A 22,110-nucleotide genomic window follows, 5' to 3' on the forward strand; every position below is an offset into this window, starting at 1 on the left:
GGTTTAAGAGCCTGATCGTCGAACGCTCGCGACTAGCCCCACCGCATCACTGCCAACAGCCACACCAAAGACAACGCGAACGCTATCCAGATGCTCCAGTCGGTAGCACCGATCACCAGCATATGCAGGTAGGCGCTACCGAGAAGACCGATAAACAACCGATCGCCACGGGTGGTGGCAATCGGCAGGAAACCACGCCGAGGGATACTCGGCGAACGTAATTCCCACGTGGTCATGCCTGCCAGCAGCACGGCAATGACCCCAAAGAATGCCGCCGTGGGGGCGGTCCAGTTCATCCATTCCATCATCGACTCCTCAGACCCGGCCCAGGGCGAAGCCCTTGGCCACGTGGTTGCGAACGAACCAGATCACCAGCATGCCCGGCAGGATGGTCAACACCCCCGCCGCCGCCAGCACGCCCCAATCGATCCCGGACGCCGACACGGTGCGGGTCATGACCGCGGCGATCGGCTTGGCATTCACCGAGGTGAGCGTGCGCGCCAGCAGCAGTTCGACCCAGGAAAACATGAAGCAGAAAAACGCCGTGACACCGATGCCCGAGCCGATCAACGGAATGAAAATCTTGACGAAGAACTTGGGGAAACTGTAGCCGTCAATGTAGGCGGTCTCGTCAATTTCTTTCGGCACCCCGGACATGAAGCCTTCGAGGATCCACACCGCCAGCGGCACGTTGAACAGGCAATGCGCCAAGGCCACGGCAATGTGGGTATCGAACAAGCCGATGGACGAATACAGCTGGAAAAACGGCAACAGGAACACCGCCGGTGGAGCCATGCGGTTGGTCAGCAACCAGAAGAACAAATGCTTGTCCCCCAGGAAGCGGTAGCGGGAAAACGCATAGGCCGCCGGCAGCGCGACGGTCAGGGAAATCACCGTGTTCAGGCTGACGTAGTACAGCGAGTTCAGGTAACCGGTGTACCAGCTCGGGTCAGTGAAGATCACCTTGTAGTTGTGGAACGTGAAATCCTGCGGCCACAGCGTCAGGCTGCCGAGGATCTCGGTGTTGCTCTTGAACGACATGTTCAGCAGCCAGTAGATGGGCACCAGCAGGAACAGAATGTAGATCAACAACGGAATCAGTTTTCTCTTGCTCATCGCGCGGGCCTCAACGGTTGGCGTCGGAGTGCGTCATGGCGGTGTAGAACAACCACGACACCAACAGAATGATCAGGAAGTACACCAGGGAAAACGCCGCCGCCGGACCCAGGTCGAATTGACCGATGGCCATCTGCGTCAGGGTCTGGCTGAGGAACGTGGTGGCGTTACCCGGCCCGCCGCCCGTCAGCACGAACGGCTCGGTGTAGATCATGAAGCTGTCCATGAAGCGCAGCATCACGGCGATCAGCAGCACACTCTTCATCTTCGGCAACTGGATGTGCCGGAACACGGCCCAGTTCGATGCCCGGTCGATCCGCGCGGCTTGGTAGTACACATCCGGAATCGCCCGCAGCCCCGAGTAACACAGCAGCGCCACCAATGAAGTCCAGTGCCAGACGTCCATCACCAGCACGGTGACCCAGGCGTCCATGGTGTTGGCCGCATAGTTATAGTTGATGCCCAGGCCGTTGAGGGTGGAACCCAGCAGGCCGATGTCGGCGCGACCGAAAATCTGCCAGATGGTGCCCACCACGTTCCAGGGAATCAGCAACGGGATCGCCAGGATGATCAACACCAGTGACGACCATTTGCCCTTGGTCGGCATGGTCAGGGCGATGGCGATGCCCAGGGGGATCTCGATCAGCAACACGCACGCCGAGTAGATGAACTGGCGTAGCAGCGAATCGTGCAGCCGGGGGTCGAGCAGCACCTGCCTGTACCAGTCGGCACCGACGAAATAGCGACTGGACTGGTCGAAGATGTCCTGCACCGAATAGTTGACCACGGTCATCATCGGGATCACGGCGCTGAAGGCCACCAGCAGGAACACCGGCAACACCAGCCACCAGGCCTTGTTGTTCTGCACCTTGTTCATGGCTGCACCTCGCTCAGTGGTTCCAGCAGGTATTCATCGGCATAGACCATCAACCATTGCGCCGGGAAACTGATATACGCCGTGCCTTCCGGCACCGGTTTGTCTTCGGCCAGACGCACTTTCAACGGTGCGCCATCGAGGTTGAGGGTCAGGATCTTGTAGGTGCCCAGGTCTTCGACGTGGACCACGTCGGCGCGCATCGCGTCGTCGTATGGGCCATCCCAGACATGCACGAATTCCGGACGAATACCGACCTTCAGGCTCTTGCCTTGAGCCTCGACGATGCGCTGTTGCAAGGTCGAGGAAAGGGGCAAGTGGGTCGAGCCGAAGCCGACGCCACCGGGCTGCGCCGTGACTTCGATCAGGTTCATCCCCGGGCTGCCGATGAAGTAGCCGACAAAGGTGTGGCTCGGACGCTCGAACAAGTCCCGGGGCGTGCCGAACTGCACGATCTGGCCGCCATACATCACGGCGATCTTGTCAGCGAAGGTGGAGGCCTCCAACTGGTCGTGGGTGACATAGACCATGGTGATGTTGAACTGCTCGTGGATCTGCTTGAGCTTGCGCCGCAGCTTCCATTTCAGGTGCGGGTCGATCACCGTCAGCGGCTCGTCGAACAGGATCGCCGACACATCGTCGCGCACCAGCCCGCGGCCCATGGAGACTTTCTGTTTTTCGTCGGCGGTTAGGTTGCGAGCCTTTTTGTCCAGCAGGTTCTGCAGGTCCAGGACCTCGGCGATTTCCTGCACCTTGGTGTGAATCCGGGCCTCGGCCATGCCTTGGTTGCGCAGGGGGAAGGCCAGGTTATCGAACACCGTCATGGTGTCGTACACCACCGGGAACTGGAACACCTGGGCAATGTTGCGCCGCTCGGGAGTCAGCTCGTTGACGATCTTGCTGTCGAACATCACCTGGCCCTCGGAGGGACTGAGCAATCCAGAGATGATATTGAGCAAGGTGGATTTGCCACAGCCCGAAGGCCCGAGCAGCGCATAGGCGCCGCCCTGCTCCCAGATGTGGTTCATCTCGCGGATCGCGTAGTCCTCGGGCCCTGCTGGGGTGCTGGTGTAGCTGTGGGCGAGGTTCTGCAAACGAATTTCAGCCATCAGGCAACCCTCGCGATACGCTGGCCAGGGGCTTGGACCAGCTTGCCCTGGGCATCGAAAACAAACAGTTTGTGGGTCGGAATGTAGATGCGGATCGGCGCGTCCACGTCGTACTCATGCACGCCCGGCAAGTGCAGCACCAGCAGGAAATGCTCGTTGCGCACGTGCAGGAACGTCTCCGAACCACTGATCTCGGCCACCTCGACGGTCACCGCCAGTTCGAGGTCGTCGTCGTTGCTCGGCACCAGGGAGATATGGCTGGGGCGCACGCCGAAGCGGAACTCGCCCTCGCCCACCGGGCGCAGATCGACGTTCAGCGGGAAGTGCACGAAATTGGCGAAGCTCACTTCATTGCCGGCGATGCGTCCGGGCATGAGGTTGATGGGTGGCTCGGAAAACAGCTCGGCGGCCAGGACGGTCTGCGGCTGGTGATACACCGAGGACGATTTGCCGCTCTGGATGACCCGGCCTTCATGCAGGATGGTGGTAGTGCCGCCCAAGGCCAATGCTTCATTGGGCTCGGTAGTGGCGTAGACGGCGATGGTGTGGCGGGCCTGGAACAGTTCGCGCATTTCCTGGCGCAGCTCTTCGCGCAGCTTGTAGTCCAGGTTCACCAGCGGCTCGTCGAACAGGATCAGCTCGGCGTCCTTGACCAGCGCCCGGGCCATGGCCGTGCGTTGCTGCTGGCCGCCGGACAGCTCCAGCGGATGACGCTTGAGGAATTTCTCGATCCGCAGCATTTTTGCGGTTTCCAGGACCTTACCCTGGATAACCTCCTCGGACACGCCGGCCTGGCGCAACGGCGAAGCGATGTTTTCGAAAACGGTCATGGTCGGGTAGTTGATGAACTGCTGGTAAACCATCGACACGTTGCGCAGCCGCACCGGGCGGTTGGTGACGTCGACGCCGTTCATCAGGATGCGGCCGCTGTCGGGCTTGTCCAGACCGGCCATCAGGCGCATGAGGCTGGTCTTGCCGGACAGCGTGCGGCCCAGCAGAACGTTGAAGGATCCGGGTTCGAAACTCAGATTGGCATCGTCGATCCAGGTCTGGCCTTCGACGGTGCGACAGATGTGCTCAAGCTTTAATGACATGGCTCGGCCTTTTTATTATTTGGAGTCAAGCGACCCGAGTCTAAAAGCGAAAGCCGTGCCAGAAATCACAACTCTTTGATCTAATTAATTTTTTCTCTATTCATTCAAAAAACCGCATTCGTTGATGAACACAAATGAACAGGCAGCAATGAACAACTGAACAATCCCTCGGTTGACAATGAACAAATTTGAACAACACTGAATGAACGTTTCCGGGTAGCCTGGCAGCGATCCTGTGGGGGCGGGCTTGCTCGCAAAGGCGGTGTGTCAGTCAACATAAATGCTGCTGATCCAACGCTTTCGCGAGCAAGCCCGCTCCTACAAGGCTCTGTGTATGAAGTGGTATTCAGGCTTGCCCCAGCACAAGGAGGATGTGCGAGACTGATCACAACAATAAAAACAGCTCCTGCGAGAGTGCCCCATGGCCGCACCTGCTCCAGCCTTATCCCACGAGGCCATCATCCAGGCTTCCTGGTCCCGTTGCCGCGCCTTCGGCCTTAATCATCAAAGCGTGCCGGCCTTCGATCAGTTGCCCGCCCAAGGCATCGCCCAGTTGCTGGAGAGCCAGCATTCGCTGGTGCAGACCACCCATCAGGAAGTCTTGCCGTATTACGAAAACATCCTGAGCAACTCCAACTGCCTGATCATGCTGGCCGACAATCAGGGCCAAGTGCTGACCTCCTGGGGCACCCAGCGTTTCATCGAGCCGAAACTGGCCCATGGCTTCAGCGCCGGGGCGAGCTGGATGGAGCGCTGCACCGGCACCAATGCCATCGGCACCGCGCTGGCCTGCGAACAGGCGGTGCACATCGAACACGATGAACACTTCCTCAAGGCCAATCGTTTCATGACCGGCTCAGCCGCGCCGATCTTCGATGCCGAGCGCAAGGTCATCGCCGTGCTGGACGTCTCCAGCGACAGCTACCTGCCGCCGTCCCACACCCTGGGCATGGTCAAGATGATGAGCCAGACCGTGGAGAACCGGCTGATCCTCAATCTGTTCCGTGGTGAACACTTCCAACTGACCTTCAACACCGGCTTGAACAACCTCGACAGCCAATGGGCCGGGCTACTGATCTTCGATGAGAGCGGCCAGGTCTTGTCCGCCAACCGCCGGGCCGACAACCTGCTGGGCTTGAGCCTGTCGCGAGTCAGCATCGAAAGCCTGTTCAAGGTCTCGTTGCTGGAACTGCTGAACCAACCCGACGGCCTGCCGTTCGCCCTGCAAGCATCCGGCAGCAATCGCTTCCAGTGCTTGCTCAGGCGCCCGAGCCAAGTGTCGATCAAGGCCCGGGTCTTCACCGAAACAGCGCCTGCACCAACGCCCGTCAGCAACGCTATCAGCCTCAACACCCTGCACTTCGGCGACAGCCGCGTGGAAAAAGCCGTGCGCCAGGCCGAGCGCTTGCTGGAGAAGGACATTCCGCTGCTGATCCATGGCGAAACCGGCGTCGGCAAGGAAGTCTTCGTCAAAGCCCTGCACCAGGCCAGTTCCCGCTGCAAGCAGCCGTTCATTGCCGTCAACTGCGCGGCGATTCCCGCTGAGTTGGTGGAATCGGAACTGTTCGGTTATGAAAAAGGCGCGTTCACCGGCGCCAACCAGAAAGGCAGCATCGGCCTGATCCGCAAGGCCGATCGGGGCACGCTGTTCCTCGACGAGATCGGCGACATGCCCCTGCCAACCCAGGCCCGGCTGCTGCGGGTCTTGCAGGAGCGTTGTGTGCAGCCGGTGGGCAGCGCCGAGCTGTTCCCGGTGGACATCCGCATCATCTCCGCCACCAACCGCTCGCTGCGTGAACAGGTGCAACTGGGGCGGTTTCGCGAAGACCTGTACTACCGCATCGGCGGCCTGACCCTGGAACTGCCGCCGCTGCGCGAGCGCAGTGACAAACAGGCGCTGTTCAAGCGCCTCTGGGAACACCACCGCGAACCGACCCAGTGGGCCGGTTTGAGCCGCGAAGTATTGGACCTGTTCGAGCGCCATCCGTGGCCGGGCAACCTACGCCAGGTCAGCAGCGTGCTGCAAGTGGCCCTGGCGATGGCCGAGGAACAGCCGATCCGCCCGGAACACCTGCCCGACGATTTTTTTGTCGACCTGGAAATGGAGCCGGTGGAAACGCCTGAGCCGCTGACGGTGGACCTGAACGATGCCGAGGACCTGAACCGCCAGTTGCAGGCGGTGGGCGGGAATATCTCGCGCTTGGCACGACGGCTGGGGGTCAGTCGCAATACCTTGTACAAACGCCTGCGCCAACTGGAAAACTGATACGAAACCTGTGGTGAATGCGATACCTGAGACAACTCGGAAAAACTGTGGGAGCGGGCTTGCTCGCGAAGGCGGTGTGTCATTCAACATTGATGTTGACTGACCCGACGCTTTCGCGAGCAAGCCCGCTCCCACAAGTTCCGTTTCTCAACTAACAGGCACTACTCCGAAGAGGCTGCCATTTCGTTGGAACACCGGGTTAATCAAACGCCCCGTTGAGCACTTCATAGATGATGCCAGTGGCGATCGCCACCAGGATCAGGTCAGTACCGACCTGTTGCCACTCATAACCGTCATAGTGCGGCAGCCGCCCCAGCAGTCGACCGTCGAGTTTCTTGGCGATACCGGGTGGCAACGGCTTGCCCCGGGCAAGATTTTTCTGGATGCCCGGCGGCAATGCCGGGCCAGGGCTCCAGTAATCGCGATAGCCGCCAATCACACCCAGGATGCCACTGCGATCGATGCTCGGGCCGTTATGCCAATCGCCGCCGCCACCACCCTGGTTGCCCTTATTGCCCTTGTTGCCGGGATTTCCTTGACCGCCCTTGTTGCCCTGCCCGCCTTTGCCTCCCTGGCCGTGACCGGGGCCTTGATCGAATTGAGCGTTTCCCTTGCCGTTGCCCGGGTCTGCGACAACAATGCCAGGGCCCGCCGCCAGGGCAAAACAGGTAACTGCAGCAATCAACGAGCGCGATTTGAACATGGCAGTTCTCTCAAAAAAGGGGATATCCCCTGTAAAGATATAGAGACTAACGGTGATATTAGTTCCATATCACGCTACCGTCGTCGCCAGGACAGAATGACGCTTTCAACCCGCGATCAAGGAGCTTCATGCGCAAGGATTACCTGGCTTTTTTCGTCTCGATGTTCCTCTCCCGGCTGGCCGACCAGATTTTACTGTTCATCGTCCCGCTGATTGTTTTCCAGACCACCAACAGCGTCTCCTGGGCGGGCCTGGCTTTCTTCGTCGAATCCTTGCCGCGCTACCTGTCGTTCCCGATCTGCGGCGCGCTGTGCGACAAGTTTCCGCCAATTCGTATCCTGCACATCAGCCAGGTCTATCGCGCCGTAGCTTGCGGGGTGGCGGTCGCGCTCTATGGCGTCTTCGGCGGTATCTATTGGATCGTCGCCCTTTCGGCCCTGTGCGGTGTTCTGACCACCCAAGGCATCATGGCTCGCGAAGTGGTGATGCCTTACATCTTCAGGCATTACACCTACACCAAGACCCTGGCCTATTCACAAATTGCCGACCAGACCGGGCTGGTACTGGGCCCGCTGATCGCTGCGCTGCTGCTTGAAGTATGGGCGTGGCACTGGGTGGTGCTGGCGATTGCCGGGATGTTCCTGCTGGCGGACCTGGCCATGCTGTACTGGCAGCGCACCAGTTCGGTCACGCTGCAAACCTTCGAGCAGCATCACGACCTCTGGCTGAACCCGCTGCGCATTGCCTTCGGCCATATCCGTCGCCTGGCGGAGCTGAAAAAAATCATCGGCCTGGCGGTGGGCGTCAACCTGATCATCGGCGTCACCCTCGCCACCTCGGCCGCCATGGTCATCGGCCAATACAGCGCCAGTAAGGACGATTACGCCGGGTTACAGGCGGCCGGGGCGGTCACCACCATCATCATTCTGTTCTTCCTGGCGCGGGTGAGCTTGCCCTTGAAACTCCTGGGAGTACTGTCCTATACGCTGATCGCCGCTGGCGCCTTCATCACCGCGCTCAGCCCGAACATGTGGGGTTATGTCGTCGGTTTTCTGCTGATCGTCGGTTTCGACAAGATGTTCAACGTCTACTTCCGCACCCTGCGCCAGCAAGTCATTCCTCCCCAGGATTTCGGCAAGACCGTTGGCGTCATTACCCTGCTCAACAACTTGTCGCAACCGTTCGCGGGCCTGTTGGTCGCGGTACTGGCTGCACCGGTTGGAACGCAGCAGGTGATTCTGCTCCTGGCGGTGGCCACCAGCCTGATCGGGGTTGGCGTGGTCGTCGCGCACCGGCATTCGGCGCGCGCGCCAGGCGTTTGCAACGCCAATACCGACTGAGCCTGCCAGAGGCGGTTTGTATTATCAGTGACTTATTGTTGAGGCATGGTTGAAACGTTGCCGGCGTCGATGCACGTCTGCCCCGCCATTCGTCACCTGTTAAATGTCGAGGCCAATGGACGGCCGCGTCTGGCTCAGGGTTTGCACTGGCCTGTCTCAGCAGCCAAGAACGACGTAATTCTGACGCGGCGGCAAATTAATCAATGCTTGGTCAGCAAACGGAGATGTACCGTGTCAACTCTCAACGAAATCGCAGCGAACCACGCGAGAATGGCAAAGTTAAAGGAAGAAGAGTCGATGCGGCTGAGTGCGCTTCAGGGTCAGGTGGTGGGAAGTTTTGAAATTCCACCCATCGAAGCGCCACAGAAGATGTCGTTGCACTTTATGACGGGTGTACAGGATCACTCGTTCGGAGAAGCGGCTGCGCTGAGTTTTTGACCTGGGTGTTGATTGGAATCAGTCGCCCGCTTGTTCGCGGGCGACTCGGTCGTTCAGAACTGCCTGGCTAGAGCCGCTGCCAATATGCCGGCCGCAATCGCCGGCAGCGGTTTCTTAAGGATCAGCATGACGATTGCCGTGCTCAGCAGCGCCCAGCGCGCGCCGTTATCACCTTTAACGGCCAGCGGAGCCAGCACCGCCACCAACACCGAGCCCGACATGGCCGTGATGAATTGCTGCACCCGATAGTTGATCGGCACGAACGACATCACGAAAACACCGCCCCACCGAGTCGCCAATGTCACGACAGCCATAATCAATATGACGATCAACGTGCCATAACCCGCCGTTTCGATATTCATTGTTTTTTCTCCATCCATAGCGCGCCCAGAATTCCCCCCGCCAGAGCGCCGACCACGACATGACTGTTCGCCGGCAAGTACCAGTAGGCCAGCAGTGATGAGCAGGCCGCCACGGTCCAGATGATGAACATGCGCAGGTTTTTCTTCCCGCCAACAACCATCGCCAACAGGAAACAGCCCATCACCATATCGAGGCCGAAACTGACCGGGTTCTCGATGGCGCTACCAAAATGAAGGCCTAGCCAAGTGCCCAGGATCCAGGCCACCCAAAGCGCAATGCCACCGCCGAACAAAATCCCGAGCCCCGGCTTGCCACGATTGAACGCCTGCATCGCCATGGCCCAGTTGGCGTCCGAGACAACCAGCATGACACCGTAGCGTTTGGCTACGGGTAACTCCCGCAGCCACGGATACAGCGTCGCGCCCATCAACAAGTGCCGGGCGTTGATGGCGAAGACGGTGATCATCAGCGGAACGACCGGGACTTGCTGACCCCATAGATCCAGCGCGGCAAATTGAGAAGCACCGGCAAAAACCAGCGTACTCATGAGCACGGCTGACGTATCACTCAAGCCGGTTTGTGCAGCAGCCAGGCCAAAAGCGACGCCGAACACGACGACGAAAAGAGAGATGGGAATCAGCTGTTTGAAACCGTCGTAAATGTGTTTGAGCTTTAGCTCGTGCAGGTGAGGTTCAACGTTCGACAAGAGATGGCCTTCTGGTTATCCACTGTGTAAAAGCTGGGAGTATGAGGCTCAATCTTCATATCGAAAACTTTTCGACGGGCAAAGGCCGCCTCACCCCCCAGACAACGTCTAATTGCCAGCAGGCCAGAGATGAAAAGTACCGGAAGGCGACTGATTACCGGACTGCCCTGGAGTGATAAGAGCCCATTGACACGAATACAGTGAAGCACGTCACAGACCAGATGAGTGCTTAAACGGCCAGTACGGAATGTTCCACACCTACGACCATAAAACGGCAGAATAAGCACCTCTGGCAATTCACGTGAGCCTCTAGACAAAGACCAAGGCAATCAATGCTCTAAACACAGGGCACAGGATTTCTCGGAAGAAAAAAACATTCATGGAAAACAGGAGCCTTAAAAAATGAGCAGCACCGAACAAGTGCAAAGCGCCGGTAAGTACAGCGCGAAGTGGCAGGAACGTTTTGATTTCTTTGAAACCCATGGGGCACCAAACGACCCGCGTTACAAGGAAGCCGTCAAGACGCTGCCTGGCTTCAAGAAGAAAATCCTCATCAACGCCAACGTGATCGCGTTTTTCTTCGGCCCTATCTACCTGTTCGTCCTGGGCCTGTGGAAGAAAAATCTTGCCCTGCTTGGGATTTTCCTGGCGATCAACATCGCATTGAGCGTGATCTTCGCAATCATCGGCATGGAGTTTCCTCGGCCTTTGAACACGGGCCTGAGCATCGCCCTGTCGATGATGTACGCACTCATGACCAACTACGCGTACTACCTCAAAGAAGTGAAAGGTGAGCAAGGCTGGAACCCGTTCAAAGGCATGCGTCTCTGATTGCAGGCTTGAGTCATCAAGAGCCCGCACCTCATCACGAGTGTGCGGGCTTGTTGTTTCTGAGGGTAAATACTTGGGGAAGCATCAGCCGATGCTCAACTGCCCCGATGAGCGGAATGTTGTTTTTTTACACCATTTCTAACCTTCCGCTCGAAATAGGCATGAATAAACCACAGTGCCAGGGCAAACCCGGCAAAGCCAAAAATGAATAGCAACACCTCTATTGCAGTACCTTCATGAGAAAACATCGTGCTCACCTCATCCTTAAGTGGGTTGATCAAAAATCGCCACGCTAGAAAAACCTCGTAACAATCCAAACATTTTCAGGGTAGTCCCCATCAACCTGCATGACAACCCTTGATCCCCGTATAAACCCCGGTCTAGACGAGTCGCCGACCAATGACACCCTGCCCGGCGGGCCAATGCGTGCTTTCATAACGGTCGATCCAGCCTCTCCAAGGAGCAGTGGTGAACACCCAGGAAGAATCAACCGCCACCCCGTTACACGAAGAAATGATCGCGAAACTCCCGAGCGATTGGCAGCAGCGCTTCAAGTATCACAGCTGGCACCCCATGACCGGCGGCTGTTCGGATGCCGCGGTCTTTCGCCTGGATGCTCCCGGCACACCCGCCCTGTTCATCAAGACAGAACCGGCTGGCCCCTTAAGCGAGCTACGCGACGAAGCGGCAAGGCTGCGTTGGCTGGCGTCTACCGGCACACCTTGCGCCCATGTCCTTGATGAAGCCCACACAACTGACAGGGACTGGCTGTTGTTAAGCGCAGTGCCGGGGGTTGACCTGCTGTCAGCCCCCATCGGCGAGGCAGCCAAGGTCGATGTCATCGCCGACGCCCTGCGCCAACTCCATCAACTCGACCCGGTCGATTGCCCCTTCGACCATAGCGCCCACCATCGCATTGCCAAGGCCCGGGCCCGGATGGAAGCCGGGCTTGTCGATCATGAGGCATTGGACGAAGAGCACCAGGGACTCGCCCCCGCCTTACTCTTTGAAAAATTGCTAAACCGCCAACCCGCCGAACAAGACCTCGTCGTGACCCACGGCGACGCGTGCATGCCCAATATCATCATCGATAACGGTCGTTTTACGGGCTTCATCGATTGCGGTCGGCTGGGGGTTGCGGATCGACATCAGGACTTGGCGCTGGCAACTCGGGACATTGCCGGGGAGTTGGGAGGACAATGGGTAGCGCCGTTTCTGCGGCGATACGGAGTGCTGGAAGTCGATCAGGATCAAATTTATTTTTATCGGCTTCTGGATGAGTTCTTCTAGCACCTGAAACAAGGGGGCGGATTTATTTCCCAAGCAGTCTCAACTGATCCAAGCAAAACCGCTCTCCCTTTCAGGAACGCGTCAGCACAGCACTAGAATCCATCCCCTTTTATTTCCGGTCTACGCATTCGATTGGAATCGCTTAATGACCACCGGGACCGCTAATGCTGACGCTAGATACAACCCACGCCAGACGCAATGCGGAGGTTTATAAACTCTTCTGATCAATCCCAGCCCATCCGAGCGATTGAGAAAACGACTCGTCCAAGACGACTTCCTGGGTCGCAGACACGTTTTTATCGATACCAATCGTCCTGAATCTTAAAACGCTGCCCCTGAGCATCTGCTTAAGAATTGCCTTGGCTTTGTCCCCTCCAGTCACTGCGCAACCACCCAATATTTTGTAAATATTCAAACCCTGCGCCTGGGCTTGCCTTGCGAGCTCCGAAGGTGGCCCCAACACATAATCCAGGGATGGCCTCCCCAAGATCATAGGGGTCTCCTGTGATGAGATTGTCCATACCTCGTTCTGATCAATCCATATTTGAGCCGTTGCGATCGGAATCCGAACATCTCCATTGGACATCAGCCCGACGTAAATCTCCTCGCCCTCTTTACGGACAACTGGAAATATGTTCGAAATATTAAGAAACGAGTTACCCGCTGTGTAATTTCCAGTCGTGACGATCAAACTGGTTCTTTTGGGGAATACTTCACTCTCGCTGGATATCTTCCAGGCAGGCCCTGTCGTGCACCCGCTCAGAATCGCGATCGCGATCGCAACGACCACAGTCCATTTCATGCTGTCTCCTAAACCCAATTGTCGTAGCGATTAAGCAGAATATTATCCATCTGCCTAAGACTGATTTCCCGGCCAAGTTCTTCTTCAAACAGGCTGCGAACGCGTAAGTAGAAGTCTATGTAGGTCGCATAGTTTTTCGACATACCCGCCGTGGTCGGAGCGAAAACCAGCCCCTCCTCATCCGCGATCCACTTCAGCGCCTCCCTGGCTCGCGAATCGACCATTGGAAACAAAGTCGGATAATGGAAATGCAGATACTTCGAAGCGAAGCTGCTCGCGTCCTTGTTAGTGACGGCACTGATGGCCTCGCAGAGCCGGGAATGAACCTTGTGCACCGCGATACAGACAGATCCGGCAAGCCTTTCCCCGACTGGAAGAAAGGACGCTTCCAAACCTACATCCGAGCTGCAAATAGATTTAGCCAACCGCGCATAGAAGCCTCCCGTGGAACCCTCATAGCCATCCTCCTCATCCTTGGTGCGACGCTCGACCGATGCCGCCAGGCTGCGACCAATGATCAGCGCCTTTGAAGCCACCTGCGCATGATCGGTATGACTGGGATTTTCTCGCACAAAGCTGTAGAGCGCTTTGTTGGCAGGTATGAATATGCCGCACCCTTGCTCCGTGCCGATGAACTCGTCAGTCAAGTAATGGCGTTTTTCCTTTTGTAAAAATTGCATGCGCCTCTCCTTAGGTGAGCGCCAATAATGCCATTTAATTGCCACCATATGGAGAGCTGTTGCCTTACGAACGTAACCGTCCGGGCATCCCACCTTGTGTTGAAAGGCTGCGGGCGTTGGACGCAGAACCCTGACCGGACTGCGCCGAAAGCGGAACATCAAAGACCCGATCAAACAGCCATTGAAAAACCAGCGAGTAAAAAAAGAAGAACACAAACAGCCCCAGATTAGTCACCAGCGCCAGCCACAAACTGATGCCCAACCATGCCCCAATCACGGGGGTAAGAATCAGCGTCAAGCCGCCTTCGAATCCCAGGGAGTGAAGCAGTCGTCGCTGCCAGTTGCGCTGACGGCTGGGTTGGCGACGCTCCCACCACTCGAACAGGCCGTTGAAAAGCATGTTCCAGGCCAGCGCGACGGCGGAGATCACCAGCGACAGCAGGGTTGAGTAGCCCATTCCTTGTTCGTAGGTCAGCTCGAGCGCCGGGGCCACGAACAGGACACCGCCGGCCTCGTAGAGGATGGCCTGGAGGATTTTACGGGGTGTGCCTTGCATCGGTGGGCTCCTTGGCGGGATTGGAAGACCACAGCCTGGCAAGTTGAGCACCCGCGCACAATTGAGCTAAATTGAGCCACGCTCAACCTGAGTAACCTACCCGCCCATGTTCGCCAAACTGCCCCTCACCGCCTTGCGCGGCTTCGAGTCCGCCGCACGGCTGGGCAGCTTCAAGGCGGCGGCCCAGGAATTGAACGTCAGCCCGGCGGCGATCTCCCATCAGGTCAAAAGCCTTGAAGCGTTCCTTGGCGTGCGTCTGTTCGAACGCTCCAGCCAAAACGTGCGCCTGAGCGCCGACGGCGAGCGCCTTCACCCTTACATGCACCGCGCCCTGCTCGATATCCAGCAGGGCCTGCAAATACTGTCGCCATCGTGTACCACGCGATCGCTGGTGGTAAGCACAACGCCAGCGTTCGCCAGCCTGTGGTTGATCCCTCGGCTCGGGGACTTTCATCGGTTGCATCCAGAGATCGACATCAGCCTGCACAGCAGCAATGACGTGGTGGACCTGCGACGTGACGCCAGCATCGACCTGGCAATCCGCGCCCTGTTCAGGCCCGACCCACAGCTGTTCGAACAGCCTTTATTGGATGAGTACTTTGGCGTTTATTGCCGCCCCGGTTGGCAACCACCCGCCGCGGGCTCGCCTATCGAACTGATCGACGTGCCATGGCTGAGTAGCGCGAGCGTAGCGGTTGACTGGCCTGCATGGTGCGCCAAGGCCGGTACCCCGGGTTGGCTGGAGAACGCGCGCGTGCGGCGTTATGACGAGGAACAGCATGCACTGCAGGCCGCGATCGCCGGGCACGGGCTGGTGCTTGCCAGCAATGTGCTGGTGGCTGAGGCGGTTGCGCATGGGCAGTTGGTTGATTACCGGCCCGAGGTTCGTTTGGCGGGGGCGCGGTATACGGTGGTGTGTGTGCCAGGGCGGGAGCGGCAGGCGGAGGTGCGGGTGTTTAGTGAGTGGTTGCTGGGGCGGAGCGTCGCAGAACCGGATGCTCCAGCCAGCCTCACCCCGGACCAGGAAAGGAAATCTATCCCCTGAATCTGTGCCGTACAAGCCTGACTGATCCCTGTGGCCTCTTCTGCACAGAAGGATAACGAAGCTCGATCCATCCTCTTCCTTGCGCGCCCTCAGGGAAGAGGCGGATTCGCCGCGAAATTCGTAGGGATATTGAGAAAGGCATGCCAAGCATCTACAGCGTCATGATGCCGCTGGGTAGCATCATCCCAAGAAGGACCGGATACCTCTTTCGCAGAAACCAGCATCATCATTTTTATCGTCGCGGCATCCAACTCTTTGAGAAGCTCATGGGACGTGGCCCTGAATTCTTCGAACGACGTCATTCCATTTACCTCGGGCGGAGTTCACCGCCATTGAGGAATACATATTCCTCGATGAATGGAGTCCGCCCGGCGGCAGTAATTCCAAAAGGTCGGACCGCCGGTCAATTCATTACGAGGCAATGCTCACTGCCTGCTGGGGCCTGACACTGGATTTGCGCTACTCATTGGGCAGGAATCGGTCAATGACCATCGAGACCGCTTGCACCGCAGAGACCAGGGCTGTGTCTATGCAAAACGGAACTTCATCCCACGGCTCATATTCATGATCCAGTACAGACTGCCAGGTGGGCGGCGTCAGCCCGGGAATATCACCCCTCCTTGTTTCTACCCGGCGCTGATGTTCATGCTTATCGGAGCAAATCACTTGGATATTTGCCAAGCGACTACCCGCCCGCGAGGCAACTTCGCTCCACGCGATTCGGCTTTCGAGGACGGGATTGACGCAATCAACGATGACTGTGCGACCCAAACGAAGATTACTCAGGGCAAGTTCATTGGCAACCCTGTAACCACTGCGCCCCACATCTTGCGCAAGCGCGCCGGAGTTTCGAATCGCCTGCTCAATCGTATCGATCCGCAGGTACACGGCGCCTGTCGTAGCGGCGAGATCATGGGCGATGGTCGTTTTTCCGGTGCCGGGGAGGCCGCTGAAGACGATGAGCATTCAATGTCCTTCGATGAGTGAGCTGTCCAGTGTAGGCAACCGTTTTTCCCGAGTGGCCTCAAAATCGCGGGCTACCTCCCTCCCCATAAAAACCAAGACCGAACGAAACTCAATCGGTGGCCTTATCAACGGCCAAACCAACCAGCACCAACGGCAACAGGGCGATGGTGAACACCGTCATCCAGGCGGCCCCGTAGGCGTCATGGATCTTATCGCCCAGGCCTCGTTTCGATGGTGGAGCGAGAATGCTCTCGGACAGGCTCAGGGCATAACGATAGGTTGGGGATTGATCGTGCCGATTGAAATTGCATTTCGTAGTGTACAAGCCGACATAACGATCACCCGGCACTGGTGTACGGCTTTCGTGACTGGCAAGGAGCTGCTCCAACTGGGCGACCTGCGCCTCAAACTCAGCCTCACATTCAGGCTGACTTGTAAAAGCACGACTCTTCTTCCTAATGGAATCCGGGCGAACCTGATGATCGAGAACGACCTCGTAGGTATCGCCTTGGTCATCGACGCGCTTGTAGACCTTGTAGCCCGTGAGCGACTCTGCTCCGGTAGCGGAAAGCGCCTTGAACTCATCGCTGGACAGCGGTTGGTTCAAGGTATAGCCGTAAATCTGGGGGGCTTTGAACGGTTCCCTCACAGGTTTTGTGGCGCACCCAGCAGATGACGCAATAATCGAAATGCTTAGCGCGGTACAGAGCGTCCTGTTCATGACTCTTCCTTGAATGGCTTGGGTTACCTGAGGGCAGGCGTGGGAGAGTATCGAAAATGGGCAGTGGGCGCCGCTATCAGAGGTCTTAAACTGCTTATTAGACATGAGTACGAAGTGCTCCCGTCACCGCCTGGCGACGTCACTTCAACCTATCATTCAGCATGGAGCCTGCCCCATGAGTTTTAATTGGCACAGTGATCAGCTCACAAGAGATACGCCAGTTTGCAAGCATTACCGAAACACACAGAACGTCCGCAGATTCATGCTGGAGTACTGCGGCGCGAAGTTTAAGTTTGATAGAGGCTTTATGGCCTGGATACATAATGGCCCCCCTAAAACGCTCGGAGAAGTCGTCGATGAGTGGCTGCAGCGCAATCGCGATGGCCATTGAACAAGCGGGCATGACTAAAACCGGAGACAGGTCACGATTTGAGCTCACCTGTAAATCAGCCCGTCTCATAAGTGGGCGTCCGTTTACTACGCAAGGCGTGCTTGCGATACGCTTGCCGAGGATCGCATGTGCGAGGGGGAGCTACGATGTTGGACGCATTATTGGAATTCGTTCTCGAACCTGTGGGACGGGCTATTTTCTTTCCAGTCGGTTGGCCGATAGTCAAGCTCATCAGCTTGGGGCGCTACCCGCGTAAAGGTATGTGGTTCAAGGATACGCCCGAGTCGAACTGGACGATGGGATTAGGAATTGCTGCGGTGATGATTGCGATAATGGTGGCGCTGCATCAGTTTCGGACCCCATAGCCGTATCGAGCTTGAATGGAGACGAAACTATTTGTGAAGCCGGGAACAGACCACGATTTGGGCCCCGTGTCATCGGCCCGTTTCATATCGTGGGCGCCCCTCTTCAAGCATTAATGAAGGACCCTGCGGCTCTCCCCAATCCTGATCCTGTCGAGCGCCCTGTTTAAAGCATCCAAGGCATCGAGCAGGGCTTTCGCCTCAACTTCCCGACCGTCGCCCCAGAGGCGTTCAGCCATTTTGTTCAGTGCCTGGATAGAACGCTCTATGTCAGCAGCCGTTGCTGTTTTGCTTTCCTGAAGTTTCTTGGGCATTGATTAATCGTCCTCGGGCGCGTTTGCTTCATCAGCGTCGACGCGAATACATCGCACGGCAGAACGCTATGCAGGGTTCCATACCCACCCCACCGCCGATGCCCCCAATCAGCGCTTCATGGACTCACACTGAGCGCGCAGATCATGATTGTCGATATTCCCGCAACTACTGCTGCCGGTCGTGGCATTGCAGTAGGCGCGCTGGTCACGGTCATCAATGTTGCCGCAGGAACTGCTACCCGTCTCCGCGTTGCACCGCGCACGCAAGTCATGATTATCGATGTTGCCGCAACTGCTGCCGCTCTGCTTGGCATTGCAATAGGCGCGCTGGTCATGATCATCGATGTTGCCGCAAGAACTGCCCCCTAACTCGGCGTTACACGCCGCACGCAAATCGTGATTATCGATGTTCCCGCAACTGCTGCCACTCTCCCTGGCATTGCAATAGGCGCGCTGGTCATGATCATCGATGTTGCCACAACTGGCAAAGGCGTAGCCGCTGAACATCAATACCATCGCAAGAATCACTTTCATTTCATACGTTCCTGAACCTGCCAGGAAACAGCCTGGCACTGGTTGATCCTACTTTATTGAGCGTCGCGACAGGCTATCAAATTGACATCATTTTAAGAAAAAGTTCCGAGGCCGGATTGAGCGAAATCAAAGATGCGAGGCTGGGGAGAGACCATGCTTTTTGAGTTCACCTGGAACCAGCCCGCCTCACCACCGATGCGTTTACAAGAAAGACTGGGGACAGACCACAATATTGCGTACATCAATTTAGCGGTCTCAAAATCGTGATTTGTCCCCCTCTTCCCGGCGCGAAGCCAGCCCTTATTACAGGCGCCTATGGGCAGGTAACAGCTTTTCGGGACTGCTTCTTGGTCCATAGAAGACGACCATTGATTCTTCCATCAGACCATGACTCGGTAACCAGGGCGCAATGGCCGCTCAGGTTCTCAACAAACGTCCTTGGATAACCTTCAGGCTCATTTCCACCCAGACGCATCCAATTTGGATCTGGCGAGGTCACTGATTGATAGGGCATGCAGGCCGCCAGTGTGACCAGCGAGAGTGCCAAGACTACCTTTTTCATATAAGTCTCAATCCATTTGGCGAGTGTCCTGGCAAAAACGCGGAGTGTAGATTGATTGGATGCTTTCCCACCGCGAGCTACGACGAGGACTTGCTGCAAGTGCCGCTATACAACCCACCTCGATCGGCGGAAACCAGAAAGCTGGGGACAGCCCACGATTTGAGTTCACCTGTAATCGGACCGTTTCATAATCGTCGTCTGCCCGCGCTTTCCTTGCATCCGCAGCCCACAAGACCATTGTCGCAAGTGACGATGAGGAGATCGGGACAGACTTCGATTTGAGCTCATGATCACTTGCTAACCCACTGTAACGCCACCCCAGCGATGCTCGCTTCCTGCGGGCTCGGCTCGTGAAGAAGGCACGGAAACGACGCAAGGGGTTTAAATCGGACCAGGTCATATCCAAGCGTGCCTGCACCATCTCATTTTTCGCTTGGACGATCTGCCCTGCCAAACTTAGCGCCCTCCTTTTGAACTCCCTGTGCAGCGCCTGCTCCTCGGTCTCGTTTCCCAGTGGCTTAACTTTCATCTCGGAAAATGTGAAAAGCGTTTTGTCGCTGAGCACACAAAACGTGTCGCGGCATTTTTGTATAGTGCCCTGAAAGGTAAAATCGATCGAACAGAACGCATGTTCGTCCATATCTATGTAGTACAGCGGCTCACCCAGGAGGTTTCGAACTTTTCCGTCCTGGTGAATCCGGCCCAAGGGCGCCCCGTCGCTGCTCCGGCCTTTGAAGACCAGGTAGCGGCCGTTCGTGTAGTTGTACGGCATTAACGGTCCTCATTCCGAATAGACATCGGAACAACTGGTTTGCCCATTCGTTGTACCCATCCATGTCCCTTTCACGTAACGCTATCAGAGAAAGGGGTAGATGCCTTGCGTTTTAAAGCTCTCCCATCTTGTGAGGCGGGCGACTTATAAGTCGCCCGCGCACATCTGCCATAAACACTGCAAAAAAGCCCCGCAGCTGCTGCGCTTCATTCAATCGAGTCGCCACGCCCGAACCGCCATCTGGGCGACAGAGAGACAACAGGTTGCACATCCTGAGGCTGCAATGCACTGGTTTCCGAGGTTTGTGTAGGAATTTGCGTCTCTGCCACTCGCGGCACACGACTGAGCCTTCATAAGACATTTTCAAGACTGCAGCGGAGCCACGACTGGGTCCTCTGCAGCCCACAACCTAATTAATAAGTGAACCACACAGTTAGCTGCATGAGAGTGGCGATGGAGTCATCACCACTTTGTAGGCCACCATTCCCCAGCCAGCGATTAGGTTTAAAGAAACCAATCAGTGGGGAAACTACGATGTTCTCGGTAGCCATCCAATCCACGGAAAGATCAAGCTCTTTGCCTCCCATGTCCCCCTTATCGCGATCACTCAGTTGAGTGAATACGAAGTACTGAGCATTGAGGGACAGATCATCAGTGGGGTGAAGCGATAGGAACACGTCGTTCGTTTTGTAATTATTAGTAGTAGGACCGGCATAGCCTGCCCCTACCTCACCTGGGAAACGCTTACGGTAGCCACCTGGGAAGATCGGATCCCAGTCTTTACTGAAACGCGACTGTCGGAAGCTCAGCAGGGGTTTCCAAAAGGCGTCAGCAAAGGTGTAGCCCACATCAAAGTACATCCCATTTTCGGTGCGACCTTTGTTGTTCTGAAGGGCAACTTCAAAAGCAAAATCAGCATTTTCAATTCCTAATCTACTTTCACCACGAATGCTGTAGGCCTTAAGGCTGTCGCGCTCGGCAGTAACGCCCTGGACCCATTTCTTGTTCACATCGAGGCCTTGAATGTAAGTGGTGCCGATGGTGCCGAAGTCCGTGGTGTAGTCAATGTTGGTAACTGCAAATTCAGCTTCACCCTCGATACGGTTATTCGATTTGATCCACATCAGATCACCATGCAGGCCTTCATCTCCACCTAAACGCAGTACTGCGGTGTTAGCAAATGCCAAGCGCATTCCCAAAGTGTAAGCACCGCCGCGGTCGAACGAACCGTATGGCAGATTGGGGTCTGGATTAAAAGCATTGCCTGGTGAGAAGCCGTCCTCTACGACCATGAAACTATCAGTTGCAGCCAACTGACGGCCAATGGATAAATCCACACCGTCTTGACCCAGCGCAGGAAACATTTCGCCTGAGCGCCAACCGATGTAGGCCTCTTCAACCGTGGTGGCATGCTCGTTACCAGCAGTAACGCCGCCGGGGTCGCCATCACCAAAAGAGCCTGTACTGAGAAGGCTGAAACCACCGTATACCGAACCTGCAGGTATTTTATCGGTAGCACCGCTAAAGCCGTACTTGATAATGCCCTCTTGCCAGTTCATTCGACTTGGGTTTCTATCAGGATCGCCCAGATAGTTTCTATTGAGGGTAAAAAAACCTACCGCCCCCATCAGATCTGCATTCAGAAAGGTTGCACCATCATCCTCATCATACAACTTATAAGCTTGCGCCTGTTGGCAAAGCGCATAGATCAGAATGGCTGAAGCGAAAGGAATACTTCTTGCTGCGCGCATTGTGTATGTCTCTTATTATATTTTCTGTGGTTCCGCCATGTGCACCTTGCTTCAATCCACCAGAGACGCCCAATTTCAGTCAAAAAGTGATGAGGGCATTTCTCATGCTGGGAATATTTCAGCCAATCAAGCTAATGTGATATCGGGCTAATTTGATATCCCAAATCGGCATTTATAGCAGCACAGGTAGAGTTTTTAGCCTCCAATAAAGACGCACAAGATTAGTGCGCTTACCAAGGCAAATGCCTGATAATGGGCAGTAAGTTAGCGTTGGAAACACCGTTCAGATTACCGACTTTGGATACACTCTATTGGGAGCGACCTATATCCATCAGGGATGAAGCTCATAATAAGAATATGATTGTAGAAGGCACTGAATTCATCGAGCAGGCCAAACACGAGTACGTAGAGGAAGAATCTATTTGCAAGACATCGCCCCAGCCATTACCGCTGCTGGCGAAAGCCTGTGTGATGCGCCTTACTGTTTATAACGGATCGAGAATTCTGACGTGACGCTTCGGAAC

General features: G+C 56.3%; 27 protein-coding genes. 8 read left to right on the forward strand and 19 right to left on the reverse strand.

Features of this window, described 5'->3' with window-relative positions:
* Positions 1 to 32 precede the first annotated feature (32 nt).
* From AC30D9_RS05740 to AC30D9_RS05760, 5 genes are read right to left on the reverse strand one after another with little or no spacing between them, the layout of a single operon-like run.
* Positions 33 to 305: a DUF2160 domain-containing protein gene (locus tag AC30D9_RS05740; protein WP_134925076.1), complete on the reverse strand. Its 273-nt coding sequence runs from the start codon at positions 303 to 305 to the stop codon at positions 33 to 35.
* Between the two features lie 10 nt (positions 306 to 315).
* On the reverse strand, positions 316 to 1,116 hold the full coding sequence (locus tag AC30D9_RS05745; protein ID WP_134925077.1) for a carbohydrate ABC transporter permease: 801 nt from the start codon (positions 1,114 to 1,116) through the stop codon (positions 316 to 318).
* Positions 1,117 to 1,126: 10 nt separating this feature from the next.
* Positions 1,127 to 1,993, reverse strand: coding sequence for a carbohydrate ABC transporter permease (locus AC30D9_RS05750; protein ID WP_014337489.1), 867 nt, complete (start codon positions 1,991 to 1,993; stop codon positions 1,127 to 1,129).
* Positions 1,990 to 3,099 (reverse strand): ABC transporter ATP-binding protein, encoded by a 1,110-nt coding sequence (locus tag AC30D9_RS05755; RefSeq protein ID WP_490143629.1) that lies wholly within the window; start codon positions 3,097 to 3,099, stop codon positions 1,990 to 1,992. Before AC30D9_RS05755 ends, AC30D9_RS05750 begins: the two co-directional genes overlap by 4 nt.
* Positions 3,099 to 4,193: an ABC transporter ATP-binding protein gene (locus AC30D9_RS05760; RefSeq protein ID WP_134925079.1), complete on the reverse strand. Its 1,095-nt coding sequence runs from the start codon at positions 4,191 to 4,193 to the stop codon at positions 3,099 to 3,101. Before AC30D9_RS05760 ends, AC30D9_RS05755 begins: the two co-directional genes overlap by 1 nt.
* A gap of 421 nt (positions 4,194 to 4,614) precedes the next feature.
* Here AC30D9_RS05760 and AC30D9_RS05765 point away from each other — a divergent pair, with 421 nt between their 5' ends.
* Positions 4,615 to 6,459: a sigma-54-dependent Fis family transcriptional regulator gene (locus AC30D9_RS05765; protein ID WP_134925080.1), complete on the forward strand. Its 1,845-nt coding sequence runs from the start codon at positions 4,615 to 4,617 to the stop codon at positions 6,457 to 6,459.
* Positions 6,460 to 6,658: 199 nt separating this feature from the next.
* Here the strand turns inward: AC30D9_RS05765 and AC30D9_RS05770 are convergent, their stop codons facing one another.
* Positions 6,659 to 7,162 (reverse strand): anti-virulence regulator CigR family protein, encoded by a 504-nt coding sequence (locus tag AC30D9_RS05770; RefSeq protein WP_134925081.1) that lies wholly within the window; start codon positions 7,160 to 7,162, stop codon positions 6,659 to 6,661.
* Positions 7,163 to 7,290: 128 nt separating this feature from the next.
* On the opposite strand from AC30D9_RS05770, the gene AC30D9_RS05775 reads away from it, so the two are divergent.
* Positions 7,291 to 8,502, forward strand: coding sequence for an MFS transporter (locus tag AC30D9_RS05775; RefSeq protein WP_490143630.1), 1,212 nt, complete (start codon positions 7,291 to 7,293; stop codon positions 8,500 to 8,502).
* Positions 8,503 to 8,733: 231 nt separating this feature from the next.
* Entirely contained in the window at positions 8,734 to 8,940 is a 207-nt protein-coding gene (locus AC30D9_RS05780; RefSeq protein ID WP_134925082.1) for a hypothetical protein, read from the forward strand.
* Between the two features lie 53 nt (positions 8,941 to 8,993).
* Here AC30D9_RS05780 and AC30D9_RS05785 read toward each other — a convergent pair whose 3' ends face one another.
* Positions 8,994 to 9,302 (reverse strand): AzlD family protein, encoded by a 309-nt coding sequence (locus AC30D9_RS05785; RefSeq protein ID WP_134925083.1) that lies wholly within the window; start codon positions 9,300 to 9,302, stop codon positions 8,994 to 8,996.
* Entirely contained in the window at positions 9,299 to 10,009 is a 711-nt protein-coding gene (locus tag AC30D9_RS05790; RefSeq protein WP_134925084.1) for an AzlC family ABC transporter permease, read from the reverse strand. The genes AC30D9_RS05785 and AC30D9_RS05790 overlap by 4 nt, the downstream gene beginning before the upstream one ends.
* Positions 10,010 to 10,411: 402 nt before the next feature.
* Between AC30D9_RS05790 and AC30D9_RS05795 the strand changes: the two genes are divergently transcribed.
* Complete coding sequence (locus AC30D9_RS05795) at positions 10,412 to 10,840, forward strand: DUF2628 domain-containing protein (RefSeq protein ID WP_134925085.1); 429 nt, start codon at positions 10,412 to 10,414, stop codon at positions 10,838 to 10,840.
* A 95-nt stretch (positions 10,841 to 10,935) separates the two neighbouring features.
* Here the strand turns inward: AC30D9_RS05795 and AC30D9_RS05800 are convergent, their stop codons facing one another.
* Entirely contained in the window at positions 10,936 to 11,088 is a 153-nt protein-coding gene (locus tag AC30D9_RS05800) for a hypothetical protein (RefSeq protein ID WP_307571700.1), read from the reverse strand.
* 265 nt (positions 11,089 to 11,353) lie between these two features.
* On the opposite strand from AC30D9_RS05800, the gene AC30D9_RS05805 reads away from it, so the two are divergent.
* The gene (locus AC30D9_RS05805) at positions 11,354 to 12,130 is read left to right on the forward strand and encodes an APH(3')-II family aminoglycoside O-phosphotransferase (protein WP_490143741.1); all 777 of its coding nucleotides are present in this window, start codon (positions 11,354 to 11,356) and stop codon (positions 12,128 to 12,130) included.
* A gap of 208 nt (positions 12,131 to 12,338) precedes the next feature.
* On the opposite strand, the gene AC30D9_RS05810 is transcribed toward AC30D9_RS05805, so the two are convergent.
* The 3 genes from AC30D9_RS05810 to AC30D9_RS05820 all read right to left on the reverse strand — a co-directional run bounded on the left by AC30D9_RS05810 (position 12,339) and on the right by AC30D9_RS05820 (position 14,168).
* On the reverse strand, positions 12,339 to 12,932 hold the full coding sequence (locus AC30D9_RS05810; RefSeq protein WP_490143631.1) for a hypothetical protein: 594 nt from the start codon (positions 12,930 to 12,932) through the stop codon (positions 12,339 to 12,341).
* 8 nt (positions 12,933 to 12,940) lie between these two features.
* Entirely contained in the window at positions 12,941 to 13,612 is a 672-nt protein-coding gene (locus AC30D9_RS05815) for a hypothetical protein (protein ID WP_307571697.1), read from the reverse strand.
* Between the two features lie 64 nt (positions 13,613 to 13,676).
* Positions 13,677 to 14,168, reverse strand: a complete 492-nt coding sequence (locus AC30D9_RS05820; RefSeq protein WP_490143632.1) for a PACE efflux transporter — start codon at positions 14,166 to 14,168, stop codon at positions 13,677 to 13,679.
* A gap of 106 nt (positions 14,169 to 14,274) precedes the next feature.
* Between AC30D9_RS05820 and AC30D9_RS05825 the strand changes: the two genes are divergently transcribed.
* Positions 14,275 to 15,213, forward strand: coding sequence for a LysR substrate-binding domain-containing protein (locus AC30D9_RS05825; RefSeq protein WP_490143633.1), 939 nt, complete (start codon positions 14,275 to 14,277; stop codon positions 15,211 to 15,213).
* An 89-nt stretch (positions 15,214 to 15,302) separates the two neighbouring features.
* Here the strand turns inward: AC30D9_RS05825 and AC30D9_RS05830 are convergent, their stop codons facing one another.
* From AC30D9_RS05830 to AC30D9_RS05840, 3 genes are all read right to left on the reverse strand, one after another.
* Entirely contained in the window at positions 15,303 to 15,515 is a 213-nt protein-coding gene (locus AC30D9_RS05830; protein WP_163857735.1) for a hypothetical protein, read from the reverse strand.
* A 157-nt stretch (positions 15,516 to 15,672) separates the two neighbouring features.
* Positions 15,673 to 16,179 carry a P-loop nucleotide/nucleoside kinase family protein gene (locus AC30D9_RS05835; protein WP_307571694.1) on the reverse strand — a complete coding sequence of 169 codons (507 nt, stop codon included), beginning with the start codon at positions 16,177 to 16,179 and terminating at the stop codon, positions 15,673 to 15,675.
* Positions 16,180 to 16,288: 109 nt separating this feature from the next.
* Positions 16,289 to 16,900 (reverse strand): hypothetical protein, encoded by a 612-nt coding sequence (locus AC30D9_RS05840; protein WP_307571693.1) that lies wholly within the window; start codon positions 16,898 to 16,900, stop codon positions 16,289 to 16,291.
* Between the two features lie 175 nt (positions 16,901 to 17,075).
* On the opposite strand from AC30D9_RS05840, the gene AC30D9_RS05845 reads away from it, so the two are divergent.
* Both AC30D9_RS05845 and AC30D9_RS05850 read left to right on the forward strand, forming a co-directional pair.
* Positions 17,076 to 17,291: a DUF6434 domain-containing protein gene (locus tag AC30D9_RS05845; RefSeq protein ID WP_307571692.1), complete on the forward strand. Its 216-nt coding sequence runs from the start codon at positions 17,076 to 17,078 to the stop codon at positions 17,289 to 17,291.
* 146 nt (positions 17,292 to 17,437) lie between these two features.
* Positions 17,438 to 17,656 (forward strand): hypothetical protein, encoded by a 219-nt coding sequence (locus AC30D9_RS05850; protein ID WP_490143634.1) that lies wholly within the window; start codon positions 17,438 to 17,440, stop codon positions 17,654 to 17,656.
* Positions 17,657 to 17,766: 110 nt separating this feature from the next.
* Here AC30D9_RS05850 and AC30D9_RS05855 read toward each other — a convergent pair whose 3' ends face one another.
* The 4 genes from AC30D9_RS05855 to AC30D9_RS05870 all read right to left on the reverse strand — a co-directional run bounded on the left by AC30D9_RS05855 (position 17,767) and on the right by AC30D9_RS05870 (position 21,586).
* Positions 17,767 to 17,967: a hypothetical protein gene (locus AC30D9_RS05855; protein ID WP_307571690.1), complete on the reverse strand. Its 201-nt coding sequence runs from the start codon at positions 17,965 to 17,967 to the stop codon at positions 17,767 to 17,769.
* Positions 17,968 to 18,075: 108 nt separating this feature from the next.
* A complete protein-coding gene (locus AC30D9_RS05860; RefSeq protein ID WP_307571688.1) occupies positions 18,076 to 18,501 on the reverse strand; it encodes a hypothetical protein in 426 nt (141 codons plus the stop codon).
* Positions 18,502 to 19,070: 569 nt separating this feature from the next.
* Positions 19,071 to 19,835 (reverse strand): hypothetical protein, encoded by a 765-nt coding sequence (locus AC30D9_RS05865; protein ID WP_490143635.1) that lies wholly within the window; start codon positions 19,833 to 19,835, stop codon positions 19,071 to 19,073.
* Between the two features lie 413 nt (positions 19,836 to 20,248).
* The gene (locus AC30D9_RS05870; protein ID WP_307571686.1) at positions 20,249 to 21,586 is read right to left on the reverse strand and encodes an alginate export family protein; all 1,338 of its coding nucleotides are present in this window, start codon (positions 21,584 to 21,586) and stop codon (positions 20,249 to 20,251) included.
* Between the last annotated feature and the right edge of the window lie 524 nt (positions 21,587 to 22,110).

The organism is Pseudomonas sp. DF11 (genome assembly GCF_058148565.1).